22 protein-coding genes are annotated in these 22086 nt (G+C 56.4%); 17 read left to right on the plus strand and 5 right to left on the minus strand.

Annotated elements, in window-relative coordinates; translation table 11 throughout:
- Positions 1 to 81: 81 nt before the first annotated feature.
- From PAGR_RS06955 to PAGR_RS06965, 3 genes are read right to left on the minus strand one after another with little or no spacing between them, the layout of a single operon-like run.
- Positions 82 to 1584 carry a tripartite tricarboxylate transporter permease gene (locus PAGR_RS06955; RefSeq protein WP_026021021.1) on the minus strand — a complete coding sequence of 501 codons (1503 nt, stop codon included), beginning with the start codon at positions 1582 to 1584 and terminating at the stop codon, positions 82 to 84.
- Between the two features lie 11 nt (positions 1585 to 1595).
- Positions 1596 to 2027, minus strand: coding sequence for a tripartite tricarboxylate transporter TctB family protein (locus tag PAGR_RS06960; RefSeq protein ID WP_013026555.1), 432 nt, complete (start codon positions 2025 to 2027; stop codon positions 1596 to 1598).
- Between the two features lie 12 nt (positions 2028 to 2039).
- On the minus strand, positions 2040 to 3020 hold the full coding sequence (locus PAGR_RS06965) for a Bug family tripartite tricarboxylate transporter substrate binding protein (protein ID WP_078828827.1): 981 nt from the start codon (positions 3018 to 3020) through the stop codon (positions 2040 to 2042).
- Between the two features lie 119 nt (positions 3021 to 3139).
- Between PAGR_RS06965 and tctD the strand changes: the two genes are divergently transcribed.
- Both tctD and PAGR_RS06975 read left to right on the plus strand, forming a co-directional pair.
- Positions 3140 to 3811, plus strand: a complete 672-nt coding sequence (tctD, locus tag PAGR_RS06970; RefSeq protein ID WP_014605360.1) for a transcriptional regulator TctD — start codon at positions 3140 to 3142, stop codon at positions 3809 to 3811.
- Positions 3802 to 5190, plus strand: coding sequence for a sensor histidine kinase (locus tag PAGR_RS06975; protein WP_014605361.1), 1389 nt, complete (start codon positions 3802 to 3804; stop codon positions 5188 to 5190). Before tctD ends, PAGR_RS06975 begins: the two co-directional genes overlap by 10 nt.
- Here the strand turns inward: PAGR_RS06975 and PAGR_RS06980 are convergent.
- Positions 5171 to 6070, minus strand: a complete 900-nt coding sequence (locus PAGR_RS06980) for a DMT family transporter (protein WP_014594190.1) — start codon at positions 6068 to 6070, stop codon at positions 5171 to 5173. The genes PAGR_RS06975 and PAGR_RS06980 overlap by 20 nt on opposite strands.
- 149 nt (positions 6071 to 6219) lie before the next feature.
- Here PAGR_RS06980 and pdxB point away from each other — a divergent pair, with 149 nt between their 5' ends.
- From pdxB to hisP, 14 genes are all read left to right on the plus strand, one after another.
- Positions 6220 to 7353 (plus strand): 4-phosphoerythronate dehydrogenase PdxB, encoded by a 1134-nt coding sequence (gene pdxB, locus PAGR_RS06985; RefSeq protein WP_033774564.1) that lies wholly within the window; start codon positions 6220 to 6222, stop codon positions 7351 to 7353.
- 106 nt (positions 7354 to 7459) lie between these two features.
- Positions 7460 to 8470, plus strand: a complete 1011-nt coding sequence (locus PAGR_RS06990; protein ID WP_014594188.1) for an aspartate-semialdehyde dehydrogenase — start codon at positions 7460 to 7462, stop codon at positions 8468 to 8470.
- A complete protein-coding gene (gene truA / locus PAGR_RS06995; protein ID WP_013026548.1) occupies positions 8470 to 9273 on the plus strand; it encodes a tRNA pseudouridine(38-40) synthase TruA in 804 nt (267 codons plus the stop codon). Before PAGR_RS06990 ends, truA begins: the two co-directional genes overlap by 1 nt.
- A 25-nt stretch (positions 9274 to 9298) precedes the next feature.
- Positions 9299 to 9949: a DedA family protein gene (locus PAGR_RS07000; protein ID WP_013026547.1), complete on the plus strand. Its 651-nt coding sequence runs from the start codon at positions 9299 to 9301 to the stop codon at positions 9947 to 9949.
- A gap of 161 nt (positions 9950 to 10110) precedes the next feature.
- Positions 10111 to 11025, plus strand: coding sequence for an acetyl-CoA carboxylase, carboxyltransferase subunit beta (accD, locus tag PAGR_RS07005; protein ID WP_014605363.1), 915 nt, complete (start codon positions 10111 to 10113; stop codon positions 11023 to 11025).
- A 91-nt stretch (positions 11026 to 11116) separates the two neighbouring features.
- Positions 11117 to 12385 (plus strand): bifunctional tetrahydrofolate synthase/dihydrofolate synthase, encoded by a 1269-nt coding sequence (gene folC / locus PAGR_RS07010; protein WP_014605364.1) that lies wholly within the window; start codon positions 11117 to 11119, stop codon positions 12383 to 12385.
- On the plus strand, positions 12375 to 13166 hold the full coding sequence (gene dedD, locus PAGR_RS07015; RefSeq protein ID WP_029569031.1) for a cell division protein DedD: 792 nt from the start codon (positions 12375 to 12377) through the stop codon (positions 13164 to 13166). The genes folC and dedD overlap by 11 nt, the downstream gene beginning before the upstream one ends.
- 265 nt (positions 13167 to 13431) lie before the next feature.
- Entirely contained in the window at positions 13432 to 13917 is a 486-nt protein-coding gene (gene cvpA, locus PAGR_RS07020; protein WP_026021019.1) for a colicin V production protein, read from the plus strand.
- 37 nt (positions 13918 to 13954) lie between these two features.
- Positions 13955 to 15472, plus strand: a complete 1518-nt coding sequence (gene purF, locus PAGR_RS07025) for an amidophosphoribosyltransferase (RefSeq protein WP_013026542.1) — start codon at positions 13955 to 13957, stop codon at positions 15470 to 15472.
- A gap of 101 nt (positions 15473 to 15573) precedes the next feature.
- Positions 15574 to 16143, plus strand: a complete 570-nt coding sequence (locus tag PAGR_RS07030; RefSeq protein WP_013026541.1) for a UbiX family flavin prenyltransferase — start codon at positions 15574 to 15576, stop codon at positions 16141 to 16143.
- A 270-nt stretch (positions 16144 to 16413) separates the two neighbouring features.
- Complete coding sequence (gene argT / locus PAGR_RS07035; protein WP_014594186.1) at positions 16414 to 17196, plus strand: lysine/arginine/ornithine ABC transporter substrate-binding protein ArgT; 783 nt, start codon at positions 16414 to 16416, stop codon at positions 17194 to 17196.
- Between the two features lie 166 nt (positions 17197 to 17362).
- Complete coding sequence (locus tag PAGR_RS07040; protein ID WP_013026539.1) at positions 17363 to 18049, plus strand: histidine ABC transporter permease HisQ; 687 nt, start codon at positions 17363 to 17365, stop codon at positions 18047 to 18049.
- A complete protein-coding gene (locus tag PAGR_RS07045) occupies positions 18046 to 18762 on the plus strand; it encodes an ABC transporter permease (protein WP_014605366.1) in 717 nt (238 codons plus the stop codon). The genes PAGR_RS07040 and PAGR_RS07045 overlap by 4 nt, the downstream gene beginning before the upstream one ends.
- A gap of 8 nt (positions 18763 to 18770) precedes the next feature.
- The gene (gene hisP / locus PAGR_RS07050) at positions 18771 to 19544 is read left to right on the plus strand and encodes a histidine ABC transporter ATP-binding protein HisP (RefSeq protein ID WP_013026537.1); all 774 of its coding nucleotides are present in this window, start codon (positions 18771 to 18773) and stop codon (positions 19542 to 19544) included.
- Between the two features lie 5 nt (positions 19545 to 19549).
- On the opposite strand, the gene PAGR_RS07055 is transcribed toward hisP, so the two are convergent.
- Positions 19550 to 20500: a sugar-binding transcriptional regulator gene (locus tag PAGR_RS07055; protein WP_014605367.1), complete on the minus strand. Its 951-nt coding sequence runs from the start codon at positions 20498 to 20500 to the stop codon at positions 19550 to 19552.
- Positions 20501 to 20692: 192 nt separating this feature from the next.
- On the opposite strand from PAGR_RS07055, the gene dalD reads away from it, so the two are divergent.
- Positions 20693 to 22084: a D-arabinitol 4-dehydrogenase gene (gene dalD, locus PAGR_RS07060; RefSeq protein WP_014605368.1), complete on the plus strand. Its 1392-nt coding sequence runs from the start codon at positions 20693 to 20695 to the stop codon at positions 22082 to 22084.
- Positions 22085 to 22086: the final 2 nt, after the last annotated feature.

Genomic DNA, 22086 nt, shown 5'->3' on the forward strand with positions numbered 1-22086 from the left:
TGCGCCGGAAACAGAATACACTATGATAACAAAAGCCCCTGGGAAATCCACGGGGCTTGTGTGTTTCGAACAAAGATTTACTTACTGATGCGCGGGAGCGGGCTTACGGCGCAGCCGTTTCCATAGCAGCGGCACGATTAATACGGCAACGGCGAGGATCAACAGGACTTTCGCAATCGGACTTTCCCACAGAATGCCCATCTCACCGTTGCTGATCGACAAGGCACGCCGCAGGTTTTGCTCCAGCATTTCACCCAGCACGAAACCTAAAATCAGCGGTGACATGGGGAAATCCATTTTCCGCAGGATATAGCCGAAAATCCCCAGTCCGACCATCAGCAGCAGGTCAAAGGTGGTGCTGTGCACCGCATAAACGCCCACGGCCGAGATGGCGGCGATAGCCGGAACTAAAAACCACAGCGGAATCGTCAGCATCCGCGCAAACACGTTGATCATCGGGATGTTCATGATCAGCAGCATCAGGTTACCAATCAGCAGCGCGGCAATCAGTCCCCAGACGATATCCGGCTGTTCGGTAAACATCGCAGGTCCAGGCGTGATGTTGTACAGCGTCAGCGCACCGACCATGACCGCGGTGGTGCCGGAACCGGGAATGCCCAGGGTCAGCATCGGAATAAACGAGCCGCAGGCGGAGGCGTTGTTCGCCGCTTCCGGCGCAGCCACACCGCGAATATCGCCCTTACCAAACTGATCGCTGCCAGTGATTTTTTTCTCGGCCATGTAGGCGATAGCACTGGCGATAGTGGCGCCCGCGCCGGGCAGCACGCCCACAAAGAAGCCGATAAATGAGGCACGCAGTGTGGCACCCGTAGACATAGCGGCCTCTTTCATATTGAACATCATGCGGCCACTGGCACGCACCACCTTTTGCCCGCTATGGGTGGATTCCAGCATCAGCAAAATTTCGCTCACTGAGAACAGGCCAATGACGACCACGACAAACTGGATGCCGTCAGAAAGGTGAACGCTGTCAAAGGTGAAGCGATAGACGCCGGTATTCGCATCCACGCCCACGGTCGCCATGCTCAGCCCGATCAACGCCGACAGGAATGATTTAAGCGGGTTCTGACTCATCATGCTGCCCAGACAGGCAATGGCGAAGACCATAAGCGCAAAATATTCGGCCGGGCCAAACGCCAGCGACCAGCGGGCCAGCAGCGGTGCGAATAAGATGATGCCGATGATAGCGATGGTGGAACCGACAAAGGAGCTGACGGCAGAGATAGAGAGCGCCACGCCCGCTTTTCCTTGCTGCGCCATCGGATAGCCATCCAGTGCGGTCATAATGGCGCCGGCATCGCCCGGAACGTTGAGCAGTATCGACGAAATACGTCCGCCGTATTCACAGCCCAGATAAACGGTGGCCAGCAGAATCAACGCGGATTCTGCAGGCAGGTGCAGGGCGAACGCCAGCGGCATCAAAATCGCTACGCCGTTGATCGGCCCGAGTCCCGGCAGTAAGCCTACGATCGTGCCGATAAAGCAGCCGATAAGGGCAATCAGCAGATTTTCCGGCGTCATGGCAACGGCAAAGCCGTGCATCAGGAAAGACCAGGTTTCCATCATTTCTCTCCTTAATTAAACAGGCTGCCAGCAGGCAAGGTAACGTCCAGTAGATGGTCGAAGGCGTAAAACAGTGACCATCCCATTACACCGCCGGACAGCACAGCGGCCCACCAGCGCGCGCCAAACAGCAGGCCGATACCAAACGTCAGCAGCGAGGTCGCTAACGGGAAGCCCAGGGTTTCAAACATCCCGCCGTACACCAGCATCATCGCCGCCAGCGCCACCAGGCGTTTCAGTGTGGCGGGCGTGGGCCACTGGATGGCATCCGGTTTTCTCAGCAGCAGCATCACGGCACAGAAAGCCATCAGGCTGAGAAGCACCAGCGGAAAAGGACGTGGGCCGACAGGCTCATAGCTGTATTCACTCTGAATCTGCCAGGCGATAACCAGTCCCGCCAGGCACAGCACTAGCCACAAGGTGGCAAAAATACGATCGCTCATGATCTCTCCCGCTTACTTAGCCAGACCAAAGGATTTCGCCTGCTCGCGATAGGCGGCAACCTGGTCTTTCACGTATTTATCCAGTTCAGCGCCAAACATATTGAATTCGAACAGGCCTCGCAGTTCACGCTGCTTCTTGAATTCCGGGGTTTGCACCATTTTCTCAAAGGCGCTCTGCCACCACTGATAATCGGCATCGCTGACTTTAGGGCCAAGATAGAAGCCGCGAATAATCGGCCATTCCACGTTAAAGCCCTGCTCTTTGGCGGTAGGAATCGAGGCCAGCTGATCGGGCAGGCGTTTGTCTGCCATTACCGCCAGCACGCGCAGTTTGCCCCCTTGTAAATGCGGCACCATCTCGCTGAGATCGCCAGACATCACCTGAATATGATTACCCAGCAGGGCGGTGACGACTTCACCACCGCCTTCAAACGCGACATAGCGCATTTTGCGCGGATCAATACCGGCTTCTTTTGCGACCAGCGCCGTTTTCATCCAGTCCTGGCTGCCGATAGAGGCACCCGCACCCACCACCACTTTGGTGGGATCTTTTTTCATATCCGCCATGAGTTCGCCCAGGTTTTTCCACGGCGCGTCTTCACGCACGGCAATCATGCCGTAATCGGTACCGATCGCCGCCAGCCACTTCACGTCATCAACCGAGTAGCGACCAAATTTTCCCTGAGACAGGTTCAGCAGCGATCCCCCCGAAAAGGCCACGACCGTACCGGCTTCGGCAGGACGCTGCGCAACGATCGCGTTATAGGCCACCGCGCCTACGCCACCTGGCATGTAGGTAATGCGCATCGGCTTCTCGATCTGCTTCGTTTCCATCAGCGAAACCTGAATCAGCTTACAGGTCAGGTCAAAACCGCCGCCGGGTTTAGCCGGTGCGATGCATTCTGTTCTGTCGGGTGCAGCAGCATAACCTGATGAGGAGAACATAAAAGCCAGTAGGGCAGAGGCGAGGGCGGTGTGGATTATTTTTTTCATCGTGCGCTCCATCTTTGTTTCAGAGTGTGATTACTACCGACTATTCGGTGTTATTGAATTGTTAAAACAGCAACCTTTCATTTACCTTTCATTCATGAGGTTTAGTGAAAGGATGTGATATGCGTCTCTTACTGGTGGAAGACACGGCCGAGCTGGCGCGGTGGTTACAGAAAGCGTTAACACAAAAAGGCTTTGCTGTGGACTGGGTGGCGGACGGCCTGGCGGCCGATCACAGCCTGCAAAGCGAAGATTATGCGCTGGTCGTACTGGATGTCTCTCTGCCGCGCCTGGACGGCATTGAAGTATTAACCCGGCTGCGCCGCCGGGGACAAACTGTGCCGGTACTGATGCTGACCGCGCGCACTACGCTGGATGACCGCGTGCGCGGTCTGAACACGGGGGCGGATGACTATCTGACCAAACCCTTTGAACTGGATGAGCTGGACGCGCGCCTGCGAGCGCTACTGCGGCGTTCTCAGGGGCAATCGCCACAAAACCAAACGCTGGGTCAGTTGGTGCTGAACGGCGAGGGTTACTTTTTGCTGGCCGAAAAACCGCTGGCGCTGACGCCGCGAGAATCCAGCGTGCTGACCACGCTGATGCAGCGTCAGGGTCGCCCGGTCTCGCGGCAACATTTGTATGAACAAACCTTTACGCTGGCGGATGAAGCCAGCCCGGAAAGTATTGAACTCTATGTGCATCGGGTGCGCAAAAAACTGGCCGGAAGTGATGTCGGTATTGTGACGCTACGCGGTCTGGGTTACAGCCTGGAAACCCTGGCATGCGATTAATCACCTCGCTACGGGGAGAGCTGCTCGCCTGGCTGGGACTGCCATTGCTCCTGCTGTGGATTCTGTCAGTTTATACGCATTACCAGAGCGGCCTGGCGGCGGCGAATCAGGCCTACGATCGTTCGCTGCTGGCCTCTGCGCGCACCGTTGCCGAGCGGCTGGTGGTACGTCATCAGCATCTGGAGGTCGATGTGCCCTGGGTCGTGCTCGACAGCTTTGAGCGTAATATGAACGATCGCCTGTTTTACCAGGTGATTTCGCCCCAGGGTAAAACGCTGTCGGGTTATGACGGGCTGCCGCCGATTCCGGCCACCAGCGAGATGTCTGAAGCCTATCCTGCGTTAGTCCATTTTTATGACGGGTTTTACCAGAAACAGCGCATTCGGGTCGCGGCCTTATGGCAGCCGGTCAGCGAGGCGGGCGTGGAAGGTATGGCGCTGGTGCTGGTGGCGGAAACTATCCATTCCCGTGAGGCGTTTGCCCAGGGGCTGATGCGTACAGCCTTACTTAGCCAGAGCGCGCTGGTGCTCATCGCCTTGTTGCTGGCGAGCATGATGCTGCGCCGGGTATTACGGCCTTTACGTCGGCTGTCAAAGATTGTCCTGCGCCGCGACGGTGCTGAACTGACCCCGCTGCCTTCGCTGCCCTGGTCGGAACTTCAGCCGCTCATTGTGGCCTTTAACCGCTATCTGGAACGGCTGAGAAAATTGCTGGCACGGCAGGATCGGTTCAGCGCTGATGCCGCGCATCAGCTACGCACACCGCTCACCATTCTGAAAACGCAGATTAGCACGGCGCTGGATAGCGATCGGCCCGAACAGTGGCGGGAAAGTCTACAGAGCATGCATTACACGCTGGATGACACCATTCTGCTCACCGACCGTCTGTTACAACTGGCGCGCATCAAAGCCCGTCACGGGGAAGATAAACCCATGACGCGGGTGGATTTGGCGGCAGTGGTGCGTGAAGCGTGCCTGAGTCGTTATGCAGCGGCGCGCGCGAAACAGATTGACCTGGGTTACGAAGGGGATGAGCACGGTGAGGTGGAAGGCGATGCGCTGTTGCTGGGCGAGCTGTGCGCCAACCTGCTGGATAACGCGATTAAGTACACGCCAGCGCAGGGCATGATTACGGCCCGCGTAGAGAACGGCAGGCTGCAAATTGAAGACTCGGGGCCGGGGATTAGCCGGGAAGAGCAACAAAAAGCACTGCGGCCTTTTATCCGGCTGGATAATGCCGCGATGCAGGCCGGAGCGGGCATTGGACTGGCGCTGGTACAGGATATTTGTGCCTGGCACGGGGCGGCCGTCACGCTGGAGAGCAGTCCGTTACTGGGCGGACTGCGTGTTTCCGTCAATTTTAGCGCGGATCGGCCTTGATCGATTTGCGCGCGCTAAGTGGCCTGCGCAGCCGCTGTGCCAGCAAAACGCCCGTCAGCGTCAGACCGCCGCCGATCCAGTGATAGCTGTGCAGATGCTCATGCAGAAACAGCACCGCAATCAGGGCGGTAAAAACCGGCGTCAAATTCATAAAGATGCTGGTGATGCTGGCACCTAATTTTTGCACGCCATGGATCCACAGCCAGGGGGCAAGAATCGAGGCAAACAGCCCGGCAAAAGCCACCAGCGGAAGGTTACGCGGCGTAAGCGCCACGTCCGGCGTCATCAGAAAGCCGGGTAACAGCAACAGAACGCCAAAGGCAATTTGCACATACAGGCTCTGCCAGACCGGCAGCGGAATTGACCAGCGTTTGGTCATCACGCCATAAAGCGCATAGCTGGCTGAGGCCGCCAGCATCATGGCTTCACCTGCTCCGATGCCGTGATGCAGCAACTGATCAAGATTGCCTGCGCTGACCAACCAGATTAAGCCACAAAAGGAGATCAGGCTGCCCGCCAGAATCCCCACGGTCGGGGCAATGCGCAGTATGACCACACTGAGCAATACCGTTAACAGTGGGATTAGCGCGGCGATAATACCCATAAACAGGGCGCTCACGCTGTGCGCGGCATAGTAGGCCAGACTTTGGTACAGCGCCATGCCCAGCAGACCCAGAACCATCAAGCGCAAGAGGTGCGGCCGGATCGTCTGCCATTGCCGTATCACACCCGGTAACACAAACGGGGTCAGGACCAGCAACGCCAGTAGCCAGCGATAAAAAGAAATCGCCGCAGGCTCGATGGCACTCGCCGATAATTTATTAACGATAGCATTAACCGACCAAATCAAGACCGCAAACAGCGGGAACAAAAAGAACATAATATGACTCCAGCCTCAGACCCGCCGCAGTGTACGCCTGTGTTGCCCTTTTCTGCCAGCCTTAGCACTCACTGTACAGCGTGGTTAGGCTAACGCGGAGCTTTTGTGCCAAAATAGCGCCCTTAAATGCAACACACAGGAAAGCCGTGGTGAAAATTCTCGTCGATGAAAACATGCCCTATGCCCGTGAACTCTTTAGCCGCACGGGCGAGGTGGTCGCTGTCCCTGGCAGGCCGCTTCCTGAAGCCCAACTGGCCGATGCCGATGGCCTGATGGTGCGTTCCGTGACTCAGGTTAACGCTGCGCTACTGCAGGACAAGCCCGTAAAGTTTGTCGGCACGGCAACCGCGGGCACAGATCATATTGACGAAGACTGGCTTGAGCAGGCGGGCATTGCCTTCTCTGCCGCGCCGGGCTGTAACGCGATCGCCGTCGTAGAGTATGTTTTTTCTGCCTTGCTGCTGCTGGCGGAGCGCGACGGTTTTCAGTTGCGCGATCGCACGGTGGGCATCGTTGGCGTCGGTAACGTGGGCGGGCGATTGCAGAAACGCCTTGAAGCCTGGGGCGTGAAAACCCTGCTGTGCGATCCGCCGCGCGCTGACCGGGGTGACAAAGAGGATTTTCACTCGCTCGATGCGCTGGTGGAACAGGCCGATATTTTAACGTTTCATACGCCGCTGTTTAAATCTGGACCCTACAAGAGCTGGCATCTGGCCGATGCCGCGCGGCTGATGGCGCTGAAGCCGAATACCATTTTGATTAACGCCTGCCGCGGCCCGGTGGTGGATAACGCCGCGCTGCTGGAAGTCCTGAACATGCGTCACGATCTCAGCGTGGTGCTGGACGTCTGGGAACCTGAACCGGATCTCTCCCTGGCGCTGCTGGATAAGGTGGATATCGCGACGGCCCACATTGCTGGTTACACCCTGGAGGGCAAGGCGCGCGGCACCACCCAGGTTTTTGAGGCCTGGTGTGACTTTATTGGTCAACCGCAGCAGGTGCCGCTGAGTAGCCTGCTACCGACGCCGGAATTCAGCCAGATCAGCCTGAACGGGCCGCTCGATCAGCCAACGCTGAAACGGTTAGTGCATCTGGTGTATGATGTGCGCCGCGATGATGCGCCTCTGCGAAAAGTGGCGGCAAAACCGGGCGAGTTTGACCGCCTGCGCAAACAGTATGAAGAGCGTCGCGAATGGTCATCATTACAGGTGAACTGTGATAATGAAGCCACCGCTGAGCAGCTTATTCAGCTGGGCTTTAACGCCATATTATCCTCAACCTGATGGGTTCAGCCGGGTTACGCGCGGCTGAAGGTAGGGATAATTCTGAATCCCCGGGCGGTGACATCACCGCCTTCTGTTTTTATGTCATTGTCTGAGGTAAACCAACATGTCTGACGGCTGGAATATTGCGCTACTGGGCGCAACAGGCGCAGTAGGGAACGCTGTACTGGAACTACTGGCTCAACGCCAGTTCCCGGTTGGTGAATTGTATTTGCTGGCGAGCGACAACGGTGCCGGTGAAATCAAACGTTTTGAAGGACGTTCTGTGCGCGTTGAAGACGCGGCCGGGTTTGACTGGTCACAGGCGCAGCTGGCCTTTTTTGTTGCCGGTCGCGATGCATCAGAACGCTATGCCGAAGAGGCGGCGGGCGCGGGCTGTCTGGTGATCGACAGCAGCGAGCTGTTTGCCCTGTCACCGGACGTGCCGCTGGTGGTGCCGGATGTGAATCCACAGGTGCTGGCCGATTACCGTAATCGCAACATCATCAGCGTGGCGGATAATCTGGTGAGTCAACTGCTGACGGCAATCAAACCGCTGGTGGATGCGGCAGGTTTGGGCCGTTTACAGGTCACCAATCTGATCTCTGTCTCCACCCACGGCAAAGTGGCCGTGGATGCGCTGGCCGGTGAGAGTGCGCGTCTGCTGAACGGCGTGCCCGCTGACGAACACCATTTTGGCCGCCAGCTGGCCTTTAACCTTCTGCCGCAGCTGGCAGATAGCGAAGGCAGCGTAGAAAGCGAGCGCCGCCTGGTCGATCAGGTACGTAAAGTCCTGCAGGACGAGGGTTTGCCCGTGGCGGTCAGCAGCATTCAGGCGCCGGTATTTTATGGCAATGCGCAGATCGTACATATTGAAAACCTGCGCCCGCTGTCGGCGGAAGAGGCAAGGGCAGAGCTGGCGCTGGCTGCGGATATTCATCTGAGCGAAGAGGATGCGGTGCCGACGCCGGTTACCGATGCCTCGGGCAGCGATGAACTGAGCATTGGCTGTGTGCGTAACGACTACGGCATTCCTGAGCTGTTGCAGTTCTGGTCGGTGGCCGACAACGTCCGTTTCGGCGGTGCGCTGATGGCGGTGAAGACCGCTGAGAAGCTGGTTCAGGAGTACATGTACTGATGTCAGAAGGTCAGACACAAAAACTGGCACTGGGCATCGAGTACGACGGCAGCCGCTACTATGGCTGGCAACGTCAGCAGGAAGTGCGCAGCGTGCAGGAAAAGCTGGAACGGGCGCTGTCGAAAGTGGCCGACCATCCGGTCAGCGTGTTCTGTGCCGGCCGCACCGATGCTGGCGTACACGGCACCGGCCAGGTAGTACATTTTGAAACCGTTGCGCAGCGCGCCGATGCCGCCTGGACGCTGGGCGTGAACGCCAATCTGCCAGACGATATCGCCGTACGTTGGGTCAAGGCGGTGCCGGACGACTTTCACGCGCGTTTTAGCGCAACCGCCAGGCGTTATCGCTATTTGATCTACAATCAGCGGCTCCGTCCGGCGATTCTGGGTAATGGCGTGACGCATTTTTACTATCCTCTGGATGTAGAAAAGATGCAGCGCGCCGGACAGTGCCTGCTGGGCGAGAATGATTTTACCTCTTTCCGCGCCGTGCAGTGTCAGTCGCGAACGCCGTGGCGCAACGTGATGCACCTGAACGTCACGCGCCACGGGCCTTATGTGATTGTCGATATTAAAGCCAATGCGTTTGTGCACCATATGGTGCGCAATATTGTCGGTAGTCTGATGGAAATTGGCTGCGGCAATCAGTCAGAATCCTGGATGGCGGAACTGCTGGCGGCTAAAGATCGCACGCTGGCGGCGGCAACGGCGAAAGCCGAAGGGCTTTATCTGGTGGCGGTGGATTATCCCGTGCATTTTGCTTTACCTCAGCCGGCGATGGGGCCATTGTTCCTCGCGGATTAATTAACCTTACGTACAAGGGATCGTTATGGAGTTTATCCATTTTGTGGTCGATTTTATTCTGCACATTGATGTGCATCTGGCCGAATTAGTCGCGCAGTATGGCATCTGGATCTACGCCATCCTGTTTCTGATTTTGTTCTGCGAAACGGGCTTAGTCGTCACGCCGTTTTTGCCGGGTGATTCACTGCTGTTCGTGGCAGGGGCGCTGGCCGCGTTGCCGGGTAACGATCTCAACGTGCATCTCATGGTGGCGCTATTGGTCATTGCCGCTATTCTGGGGGACGCCGTGAACTACACCATCGGCAAACTCTTTGGCGAACGGCTGTTCAGCAACCCGAACTCGAAAATTTTCCGCCGCAGCTATCTGGATAAAACCCATGCCTTTTATGCCCGGCACGGTGGGAAAACCATTATCCTGGCGCGCTTCGTGCCCATCGTGCGGACCTTTGCGCCTTTCGTCGCCGGAATGGGGCACATGTCCTACCGCCACTTCGCCCTGTTTAACGTCGCGGGCGCGCTGGCCTGGGTGCTGCTGTTTTCCTATGCGGGTTATCTGTTTGGCGATTTGCCCGTGGTACAGGAAAACCTTAAGCTGCTTATCCTCGGGATCATCGTGGTGTCGATTCTGCCAGGTGTGATTGAAATCTGGCGCCATCGCCGCCAGGCTAAGCAGTAAAATTATCCCTGAGTAGCCGCGTTGCTCAGGGGTAAGACCAGATTTTTATCCACAGTCTTAATTGGTTGTGGTTTAATGAGCGACATTTACCGTCTGCTGAAGCGGTTTTCAGCAGTATCAAGACGACTGGACCAGGTCAGTTTTAAACAGAAAGGTCATCAATGAGCTGGATTGAACGCATTCTTAATAAAAGCAACATTACGCCCACAAGTCGCGCCAGTATTCCGGAAGGAGTGTGGACAAAATGCGACAGCTGTGGCCAGGTACTTTATCGTGCCGAGCTGGAGCGTAATCTTGAGGTCTGCCCTAAGTGCGACCACCACATGCGCATGCATGCCCGTGAGCGCCTGGCGAGCCTGCTCGATCAGGGCACGCTGGTTGAGCTGGGCAGCGAGCTGGAACCCAAGGATCTGTTGAAGTTCCGGGATTCCAAAAAGTATAAAGATCGTCTGGTTGCTGCACAGAAAGCCACGAATGAGAAAGATGCGCTGATCGTGATGAAAGGTCAGCTGCACGGTATGCCGGTTGTGGCGGCCGCCTTTGAATTCGCCTTTATGGGCGGCTCAATGGGATCGGTGGTTGGCGCACGTTTCGTCCGGGCTGTTGAGCAGGCGCTGGAAGATAACTGCCCGCTGATCTGCTTCTCCGCCAGTGGCGGTGCGCGTATGCAGGAAGCGTTAATGTCGCTGATGCAGATGGCCAAAACCAGTGCCGCGCTGGCGAAAATGCAGGAACGCGGTCTGCCGTATATTTCGGTGCTGACCGACCCGACCATGGGCGGCGTGTCTGCCAGCTTTGCGATGCTGGGCGATCTGAATATTGCCGAACCTAAAGCCCTGATCGGCTTCGCGGGTCCACGTGTGATTGAGCAGACCGTTCGTGAAAAACTGCCGCCGGGCTTCCAGCGGAGTGAGTTTTTGATCGAGAAAGGGGCGATTGATATGATCATTCGTCGTCCGGAAATGCGCTATAAACTGGCGAGTCTGCTGGCAAAAATGATGAATCTGCCCGCACCGCTGCACGACGGTGAAGCGTTCGCACCTGCGACGATCCATCCGGAGAGCAACGAGGCCTGACAGGAGACAGAAGGCGCGCAGGTCGCGCCTTCCACCAATGCACCGTATACCTTGCGGCTTTCATCGGGTATAAATTTGCAAAACGGGACATATGGACAATCTTCACCTTCCTCAAGCCACGTCGCCTTTGGCCACGTGGCTTTATTATCTTGAGCACCTCCACTCTCAGACGATTGAACTGGGCCTGGATCGTATTCGCCAGGTGGCGCAAGGTCTGGACCTGCTCAAGCCTGCACCCTTCGTTTTTACCGTTGCGGGCACCAATGGCAAAGGTACCACCTGTCGCACCCTGGAAACCTTACTGATGGCAGCCGGCTATCGGGTTGGGGTTTACAGCTCGCCGCACCTTGTGCGCTACACCGAGCGCGTCCGGATTCAGGGGCAGGAACTTAGTGAAGCCCAACACAGCGCCAGTTTTGCCGACATTGAGGCCGGACGGGGTACGGTTTCTCTGACCTACTTTGAATTTGGCACGCTGTCGGCGCTTAACCTGTTTAAGCAGGCGGGGCTGGATGTCGTCATTCTGGAAGTCGGGCTGGGCGGTCGGCTGGACGCGACCAATATTGTCGATGCGGATGTCGCGGTGATTACCAGTATCGCGCTGGATCATACCGACTGGCTTGGCCCGGACCGTGAAAGTATTGGCCGGGAAAAAGCCGGTGTCTTCCGCCAGGCGAAACCCGCCGTGGTCGGTGAACCTGATATGCCTGCCACAATTGCTCAGGTTGCCCGTGAAAAAGGTGCGCGGTTAATGCAGCACGGGCGCGACTGGCACTATCATCAGCAGGCAGAGAGCTGGTCGCTGCGCGATGCGCAAGGCGAGCTGCATGATTTACCGCTGCCTCAGGTGCCGTTGCCAAATGCGGCTACCGCACTGGTGGCGCTGCGCGCCTCCGGGCTGAACGTGAGCGATGCAATCATTCGTGCGCATCTGCCGCTGGCGATTTTACCGGGACGCTTTCAGACCATCAGCGAATCCCCACGGGTGATTCTGGACGTTGCCCACAATCCGCATGCGGCGACCTATCTGGCCTCGCGACTGGCTGCATTGCCGCAAAGCGGACGCGTCCATGCGGTTGTGGGGATGCTGCACGATAAAGACATTGCGGGCACTCTGGCGGCCCTGGCACCTCAGGTGGACTGCTGGTATTGCGCACCCTTGGCCGGTCCGCGCGGTGCCAGCGCGGAGCAGCTCATGGCGCACGTAACGTCCGCTCAGGCATTTGCGGATGTTGAACAGGCCTGGCACCAGGCGCGCCAGCAGGCGGAAGCGCAGGATATTATTCTGGTCTGCGGCTCTTTCCTGACGGTGGCGCAGGTTATGGAATCGATTGAAACGGAGAAAGGACGTGGCGAGTAAGTTTCAAAACCGTTTAGTCGGTACCGTTATTCTGGTGGCCGTCGGCGTGATCGTATTGCCGGGGCTGCTGGATGGTAAGAAAAAACATTATAAAGAAGAATTTGCCGCGATCCCGCTGGTGCCCAAACCCGATGACCAGCAGGACAGCGAAATGGTGCCGCCGGTGACGCAGTCGCTGCCTGCGCATCCGCCAGCAGGCGCAGGCAGTGCGGTCAGCCATTCTGATACGGATGATGATGCCGCCGCTGAGGGCGGTAGTCAGCCCGAGCAAAGTAGCGAACCGAGCGTGGTCTCACCGCCACCGGTCCATTCGTCTCCGGCCACGACAGCGCCGAAAGCCAGGCCGGTTGAGCCAACCCGACCCAAACAGGTTGAGCAGGCTAAACCGAAGTCGGTCGAGCAGACGCAGAGCAAACCGGTAGAAAAAACCAAACCGGTTGAGCAGGCTAAGCCTGTTGAAAAAACCAAACCGGCCGAGCAGTCGCAGCCGGCGGAAAAAACCGCGCCTGCGGAGCAGCCCAAAGAAACGCAGCCTGCCGGTCAGGCTTACGTTGTTCAGTTAGGCGCACTCAAGAACGCCAGCAAGGTTAACGAGATTGTGGCGAAACTGCGCCTGTCGGGTTACCGGGCCTATACCGTGCCGTCTACGCCCGTGCAGGGGCAAATCACCCGCATTTATGTGGGGCCGGATGCGTCAAAAGCGAAGATGCAGGCGGCCGTCGGCGAGCTGAAGAACGTTTCAGGCTTGAGCGGCGTGGTTAAGTCTTACAGCGCCCGCTAAAGCGCCGATTGGCGCTGCCGATAGAAATAACAGGCAGCGCCAATCGGGATGAGAACGGCAGTGCCTGACCCGGCTTGACGCTAAATTTCTGACAACTTTTCAGCCTGTTAGCGGGGTGAAAATGACACAGGCGAAGACGGATTTTTTCATCGCCTTTTTTATGGATGCAGAACCTGAAAACCCCTACGCAAACGTTTTCTTTTTCTGTTAGAATGCGCCCCGAACTGGAAGCAGGGGTGCAATGGCACTGGCGCTGGAAGAGTTCATGATCTGGATTGATTACGTCATTATTGCGGTAGTTGGTTTTTCGGCTTTGGTCAGCCTGGTTCGAGGGTTTGTCCGCGAAGCCTTATCTCTTGTTACCTGGGGATGCGCGTTTTTTGTCGCCAGTCATTACTATGCCTACCTTGCAGTCTGGTTCACAGGTTTTGACGACGAACTGGTTCGTAACGGAATCGCGATTGCGGTGCTGTTCATCGCGACCCTGATTGTGGGCGCAATCGTGAACTACGTTATCGGCTCGCTGGTTGAGAAAACTGGCCTGTCGGGAACCGATCGGGTATTAGGCGTTTGTTTCGGGGCATTGCGTGGTGTGCTCATCGTGGCCGCTCTGCTGTTCTTCCTGGATACATTCACGGGCTTTTCAAAGAGCCCGGACTGGCAGCAGTCTCAACTTATTCCCGAGTTCAGTTCTATAATCAGATGGTTTTTTGACTACCTGAAAAGCACGTCGAGTTTTTTGCCCCGGTGAGACCACCGGGCGTACGGCTTAATGAGGAAATGACAACATGTGCGGTATTGTCGGTATCACCGGTTTCATGCCGGTCAACCAGTCGATCTATGACGCGTTAACGGTGCTCCAGCACCGTGGGCAGGATGCCGCAGGCATTTGTACCATCGATGCGCTGAACTGCTTCCGCCTGCGTAAGGCTAATGGTCTGGTCAGCGATGTTTTCGAAGCGCGTCATATGCAACGTTTACAAGGCAACATGGGGATTGGTCACGCACGCTATCCTACCGCGGGCAGCTCCAGCGCTTCTGAAGCCCAGCCATTCTACGTTAACTCGCCGTACGGTATTTCCCTTGCCCATAACGGTAACCTGACCAATGCCCACGAGCTGCGTAAGCAGCTGTTCGAAAAAGGCCGCCGTCACGTTAATACCACCTCCGATTCTGAAATCCTGTTGAATATCTTTGCGCAGGAACTGGATCGTTTTCAGCACTATCCGCTGGAAGCCGATAACGTGTTTGCCGCCATCGCTGCCGTCCACCAGCAGGTGCGTGGCGCCTATGCCGTGGTGGCGATGATCATCGGTCACGGCATGGTCGCCTTCCGCGATCCTAACGGCATTCGGCCACTGGTGCTGGGCAAACGCGTCATTGCCGATGGCCGTACCGAGTACATGGTCGCCTCCGAAAGCGTGGCGCTGGATACCCTGGGTTTTGAATTTATCCGTGACGTGGCACCGGGTGAAGCGGTTTACATCACTGAGCAGGGGCAGCTTTCAACCCGTCAGTGTGCCGAAAATCCAAAAAACAATCCTTGCCTGTTCGAATACGTCTATTTTGCGCGTCCGGACTCCTTCCTGGATAAGATTTCGGTCTACAGCGCCCGCGTGCGCATGGGCACCAAGCTGGGTCAGAAGATCGCCCGCGAGTGGGAAGATCTGGATATCGACGTGGTGATTCCCATTCCGGAAACCTCGATGGATACCGCGCTGGAAATCGCCCGCATCCTTGATAAGCCTTACCGTCAGGGGTTTGTGAAAAACCGCTACGTGGGCCGCACCTTTATCATGCCGGGCCAGCAACTGCGCCGCAGCGCCGTTCGCCGCAAGCTTAACGCTAACCGCGCTGAGTTCCGCGATAAGAACGTGCTGCTGATTGATGACTCAATTGTTCGTGGCACCACCTCCGAGCAGATTATCGAGATGGCGCGAGAGGCGGGCGCGAAAAAGGTCTATCTTGCGTCTGCCGCGCCGGAAGTGCGCTTTCCTAACGTCTACGGCATTGATATGCCCAGCGCGACCGAGCTGATTGCCCACGGCCGTGAAGTGGAAGAGATTCGCCAGATTATCAAAGCAGATGCGCTGATTTTCCAGGATCTCGATGACCTTATCGAAGCCGTACGGGAAGAGAACCCGGATATCGTGCAGTTTGAGTGCTCCGTCTTTAACGGCATCTACGTGACGAAAGACGTCGATCAGGGCTATCTTGAATATCTGGAATCCCTGCGTAACGACGATGCGAAAGCCATCGCCCGTCAAAACGAAGTCGAAAACCTCGAACTGCATAACGAAGGGTAAGCGAACCCGAATGCAAAAAGGAGGGCGGGATTTATCCCGCCCTCTGTGTTTTCTGCCGGTCTGCGCTATTATGGTGCACTTTGCCACTGCAAGGTTGAACGATGAAACGACTCATTATTGGTATTTCGGGCGCAAGCGGCGTGATCTATGGCGTCCGGCTATTGCAGGTCTTGCAGCAGATCAGCGACGTGGAAACCCATCTGATCATCAGCCATGCGGCACGTCAGACGCTGAGCCTGGAAAGCGACTACAGCCTGCGGGACGTCCAGGCGCTGGCCGACGTGGTTCATGACGTGCGGGACATTGCCGCCAGTATCTCCTCCGGGTCGTTCAAAACGTTGGGCATGGTGATCCTGCCGTGCTCAATGAAAACCCTGTCCGGTATTGTTCACAGCTACAGCGACTCGCTGCTGACGCGCGCAGCAGACGTGGTGCTGAAAGAGCAGCGTAAACTGGTCCTGTGCGTACGTGAAACCCCGCTGCATATTGGTCATCTGCGCATGATGACGACTGCGGCCGAACTGGGGGCCATCATCATGCCGCCGGTGCCGGCGTTTTACCACCGTCCAACCACTATCGAGCAGCTTGTCGATCAGACCGTTAATCGGGTCATTGATCAGTTTGATATTGAACTACCGCAGGACTTGTTTGTGCGCTGGCAAGGTGCATAAGCGTGTTCTTTCGCCCTTCTTTGGTGCAGAAACGCGGGAGCGATCACTGTTCCTGCATTTCTTGAACTAAAAGTTCACAACATCGCTTTTTCTCTGCGACATCACTGATATATTCCTTTCACAAACCCAGTCTTTTCGTCACCAAACGGGCGGCTGGGCAGACGGCAAAACTGCAGAACTGGCATGAAACATGCACAGGAAAAGGCAGTGTTCGTCGCAAACACACATCATGCATCACATAACAATAAGCAATTTACTTGAGGGTAATCTATGAAGAAGCGTGTTCTGGCTCTTTCTTTAATGTTGGGCCTGTCCAGTGCGGCCAGCGTATTTGCAGCAGTACCGACCTCGATTCGTGTCGGCACTGACCCAACATATCCGCCGTTTGAGTCGAAAAACGCGCAAGGACAGCTGGTTGGTTTTGATATCGACCTGGCTAACGAAATCTGTAAACGTATCCAGACCAAGTGTACCTATGTAGAAAGCGATTTTGATGCGCTGATTCCGTCGCTGAAAGCGAAGAAAATCGATGCCATCATCTCCTCGCTGTCCATCACCGCTAAACGTCAGGAAGAGATTGCGTTCTCAGACAAACTGTATGCCGCTAACGCACGCTTAGTCGCGCCGAAAGGATCAAAAATCGAGCCGACGCCTGAGGCGCTGAAAGGCAAAAACATCGGCGTGCTGCAGGGCACTACTCAGGAAACCTACGCGAATGAGTACTGGCGTCCAAAAGGCGTGACCGTAACGCCTTATGCCAACCAGGATCTGGTCTATCAGGATCTGACCGCCGGCCGCATTGACGCCGCCTTCCAGGACGAAGTCCAGGCCGCCGAAGGCTTCCTGAAACAGCCTGTCGGTAAAAGCTATGCGTTCGCAGGTCCGGCCGTGAAAGACGATAAAATCTTCGGTGTCGGAACCGGTATGGGATTACGTAAAGACGATACCGAGTTGAAAGCGGCCATCGATAAAGCATTTGAATCAATGCGTAAAGACGGTACCTACGACAAAATTGCGAAGAAATACTTTAATTTCAACGTGTACGGTGACTGATCTGTCGTCCTCGCCTCTGTTGTTCGCATAACAGAATAAGCCCTGGGTTGTCCCGATCTCTCTGGTCGGAGCAACCCTGTGTCATCGGCTATGCGAGAACAGAAGCTGCGCTGCCCGTCTGCACGACGGCGCAGCGTCGTTTCCACCCCACGACAGGACTTTTTCCATGTTGTATGGCTACTCTGATGTCATTTTAAAAGGCACGCTGGTCACGCTTGAGCTCGCCCTGAGCTCGGTGCTGCTGGCGGTGATCCTGGGTCTGATTGGCGCAGGCGCGAAGCTGTCGCGCAATCGCCTGCTGTCACTGATTTTTGAGGGCTACACGACGCTGATTCGTGGCGTGCCTGACCTCGTTCTGATGCTGCTGATTTTCTACGGCCTGCAGATCGCTCTCAACCATCTCACCGATGCGCTTGGCCTGACCCAGTTCGATATCGATCCCATGGTGGCCGGTATCATCACCCTGGGCTTTATCTATGGCGCCTATTTTACCGAAACCTTCCGTGGCGCCTTTATGGCGGTGCCAAAAGGGCAGATTGAAGCCGCCACGGCGTTTGGTTTTACCGGTTCGCAGGTTTTCCGCCGTATCCTGTTCCCGGCGATGATGCGCTACGCGCTGCCCGGCATCGGTAATAACTGGCAGGTGATCCTGAAAGCCACGGCGCTGGTTTCCCTGTTGGGGCTGGAGGATGTGGTAAAAGCCACGCAGTTGGCAGGTAAAAGCACGTGGCAGCCGTTTTATTTTGCTATCGTGGCGGGCGTGATTTATCTGGTCTTTACCACCTTGTCTAACGGCATTCTCTGGTGGCTCAATCGCCGCTACACGGTCGGCGTGAAGAGGGCGGAGCTATGATCGAGATTATTCACGAATACTGGAAGTCGCTGCTCTGGACAGACGGTTATCGCTTCACAGGCGTGGCGATTACGCTATGGCTGCTGATTGTCTCGGTCGTACTGGGCGGCTGCATGGCCGTGTTGCTGGCGATTGCGCGTGTATCACCCAATCGTTTTATCAGCCTGCCGGTGTGGCTCTTTACCTATGTGTTTCGCGGTACGCCACTCTATGTGCAACTGCTGGTGTTCTATTCCGGCATGTATACGCTGGAAATCGTGAAAGGCACAGAGCTACTGAATGAGTTTTTCCGCAGCGGCCTGAACTGTACGCTACTGGCGTTTACCCTTAATACCTGCGCTTACACCACGGAAATTTTCGCCGGGGCGATTCGTGCCGTGCCACACGGTGAAATCGAAGCGGCGCGAGCCTATGGCTTCTCGACCTTTAAACTGTATCGCTGCATTATTTTGCCTTCTGCACTGCGCACGGCCTTACCGGTTTACAGCAACGAAGTCATACTCATGCTGCACTCTACCGCACTGGCCTTTACCGCAACCGTGCCTGATTTGCTGAAAATCGCCAGGGACATTAACGCGGCAACCTATCAGCCCTTTACCGCGTTTGGCATTGCGGCCGTGTTATACCTGATTATTTCTTACGTGCTGATTAGCCTGTTTCGTCTTGCGGAACGTCGTTGGTTGGCGCACGTGAAACCTTCTTCATCGCATTGAGTAAGACTATGGCTGATAACAAATTAAGCGTCACCGACCTGCATAAACGTTACGGTGAACATGAAGTATTAAAAGGTGTGTCATTGAACGCCAATGCGGGCGATGTCATCAGTATTATTGGCTCGTCGGGTTCCGGGAAAAGTACCTTTCTGCGCTGTATTAACTTCCTCGAAAAGCCGAGTGAAGGCACCATTGTGGTCAACAAGACCGCTATTACCCTGGTACGCGATACGGACGGCCAGCTGAAGGTGGCAGACAAGGAGCAACTGCGCCTGCTTCGTACCCGTCTGACCATGGTCTTTCAGCATTTCAACCTGTGGAGCCACATGACGGTGCTGGAAAACGTTATGGAAGCGCCGATTCAGGTGCTGGGCCTGAGTAAAGCGCAGGCACGTGAGCGCGCGATTACCTATTTGAACAAGGTCGGCATCGACGAGCGCGCGCAGGGAAAATATCCCGTCCATCTCTCGGGAGGGCAGCAGCAGCGCGTCTCCATTGCCCGCGCGCTGGCGATGGAGCCGGAGGTGCTGTTATTTGATGAGCCCACCTCAGCCCTGGATCCTGAGCTGGTCGGCGAAGTGCTGCGTATTATGCAGAAGCTGGCCGAAGAGGGGAAAACCATGGTGGTGGTCACGCACGAAATGGAATTTGCCCGTCACGTCTCCAGCCACGTCATTTTCCTGCATCAGGGGAAAATTGAGGAGCAGGGGCCACCGGCTGAATTATTTGGTCAGCCCAAGAGCCCGCGCTTACAGCAGTTCCTGAAGGGATCGCTTAAGTAGGCAAGCTATCGGTTATTCAGCAGGCGCACGGCGGTGGCTTCATCGGTCACCAGGCCCGATATCCAGCCGCCGTTCAACGCCGCCTGAATAGCGGCATATTTTCGCTCCCCGCCGGCAAAGCCGATGATATTGCGCGTCGTCTGGCTTTCCAGCGCCACGCTGGTTAACAGCGCATCGGTTTCCCCTAACACGCGTTCGCCCTGCTGATTGAAGAAATGACCGAGCATTTCACCGACCACGCCGCGCGCATTCAGCGCCTGCACCTGGCTGTCTGTGATAAAGCCTTCGGCATGGAGCGGGCAGCCGGGATTGACCTCCCCAATTCCCAAAAAGGTGACGTGGGCCTGTCGTGCACGGTTGACCACGCGCTGATAGACCTGATGCCGGCACCACATCTGCTTATCGTCTGGGCTGTCGGCGAACAGCGGGGCGGGAATGAAGAAATACTTGCCCTGCATTTTTTCAGACAGCTTAAGCGGCACGTCGTAGCGGGTGCCTGAATCGTCGCGGGCGATGGCCCCAATCATGGAAACACAGTGATGCTGCGGTCGTTCAACCCAGGGAAGCGCATCAATAATGGCACGCAGGGTTTTTCCCGAACCGATGCCAAACACCTGCGGCTCGTCGTTATTGATAAACTGCGACATCACCTCTGCGCCTTCTACCGCCAGCATTTGCTGTATGGCATTGTCGTCCAGATCGCCGGAAGGCACCACGCGGCAGTGCTGCAGGCCAAATTTCTCCTGCACGTCGTGCGCCAGACGCAGGCAGTGCGTCACGGGGTGGGCGATCTTTACGCTGACCATGCCCATTTCACGCGCCCCGGAAATCAAACGCTGGGCCACCTGGCGCGACAATCCCAGTGCCCGGGCGATCTCCTGCTGTGTTAACCCAGCGACGTAATACATCCAGGCGGCACGCGCCGCCAACTCCTGTTTCTTCTCTTCTTTGTTCATTGCGCCATTCCCTTCTCTGCGGATCGCCATTTTATCGCGCAATCTGTTTAAAAGCCTATCAGGGCAAAAGCTCAATTAACGGGCCAATGTCTTAAATGTGAAATTAATCACAGAACCTTGACGTTACCTCTGATTAACATATGTGCATCGGGCAAATGCCCTTAATTTAAACAAATGCCTAAAGAGGTCATGATGACACCATCAGTTTGGATGCATATCGGCGCAGGCTCTTTCCATCGTGCCCATCAGGCATGGTATCTGCACCGCCTGATGCAGCAGGGCGACAGCCGCTGGCATATCGCGCTGGGCAATATCCGCGATGACGCAACGCCGTTGCTGACGCAGCTAACCGCCCAGCAAGGGGAATATGTGCTGGAGACGGTCACGCCTGAGGGCGAGCGTCACTACGAGACCATTACCTCCATTCGGCAGGTTCTGCCGTGGGACAAAGAGATCAGCGCGCTGGTGCAGCAGGGCGCCGATCCATGCACCCGGGTAATCGCCTTCACCGTGACCGAAGCGGGTTACTATTTAACACCGGAACATGAGCTTGACCTGCAGCAGCCCGATATTCAGGCGGATCTGAATGGCGAGGCGCGAACCTTGTATGGCGCGCTGGCGCGTATCCTGACGGCACGCGTCGTCAACGGTGGGGCGCCCGTGACCCTGTTGAACTGCGACAATCTGCGCCACAACGGTGAGCGTTTCCGTCAGGGTTTTTTGGCCTTCCTTGCGGCAAAAGGGGCAGGTGAGCTGGCCGCCTGGGTGCGTGACAACACCACCTCGCCGAATACCATGGTGGATCGAATCACCCCGCGTCCCACGCCTGACGTCGCGGAGCGCGTTCAGGCGGCAACCGGTAAAGATGATGCGGTGCCGGTGATGGCGGAGTCCTTTATCCAGTGGGTGATCGAAGACGATTTTATTGCCGGGCGTCCGGCGCTGGAGCAGGTGGGCGTCGAGCTGGTCGAGTCGGTGTTGCCCTGGGAAGAAGCCAAGATTCGTATTCTTAACGCCACCCACAGCGCCATTGCCTGGGCGGGCACGCTTATCGGTTTGCTTTACATTGATGAAAGCACCCGTCAGAAAGCCATCCACCAGATGGCATGGGAATATGTCTCACAGGATGTCATACCTTCACTTTCACCCAGCCCGCTCAACCTGGCGGAGTATCGGGATGTTGTCCTGTCCCGCTTTAGCAATCCGTGGATAAAAGATACCAACCAACGTGTGGCGGCTGACGGTCTGTCAAAAATTCCCGCCATGGTGACGCCGACGCTACGGGAATGCTATCAGCGCGGCACGCCGCCTGCGGCCAGCCTGGTGCTCCCGGCGCTGTTCTATCTGTTTTTGCAACGCTGGGCCAGTGGCGAGCTGCCTTATGACTATCAGGATGGCGTGCTGCAACCTGAAGTGGTACAGCAGTGGTTTGCCCATGCCGATCCGTTACAGGCTTACATGACCCAGACGTCCCTGTTTGCTGAGCTGGCCACATCACAGGATTTTCATGCGCGGCTTAGCACCACCGTCGCCGGGCTGGAAACGTGGCAAGTCCAGCCAGAACAACCGCTGGCCGTGGTTTAGGG

This window comes from Pantoea ananatis PA13 (assembly GCF_000233595.1).
In the GTDB taxonomy this organism is placed as follows: Bacteria; Pseudomonadota; Gammaproteobacteria; order Enterobacterales; family Enterobacteriaceae; genus Pantoea; species Pantoea ananatis.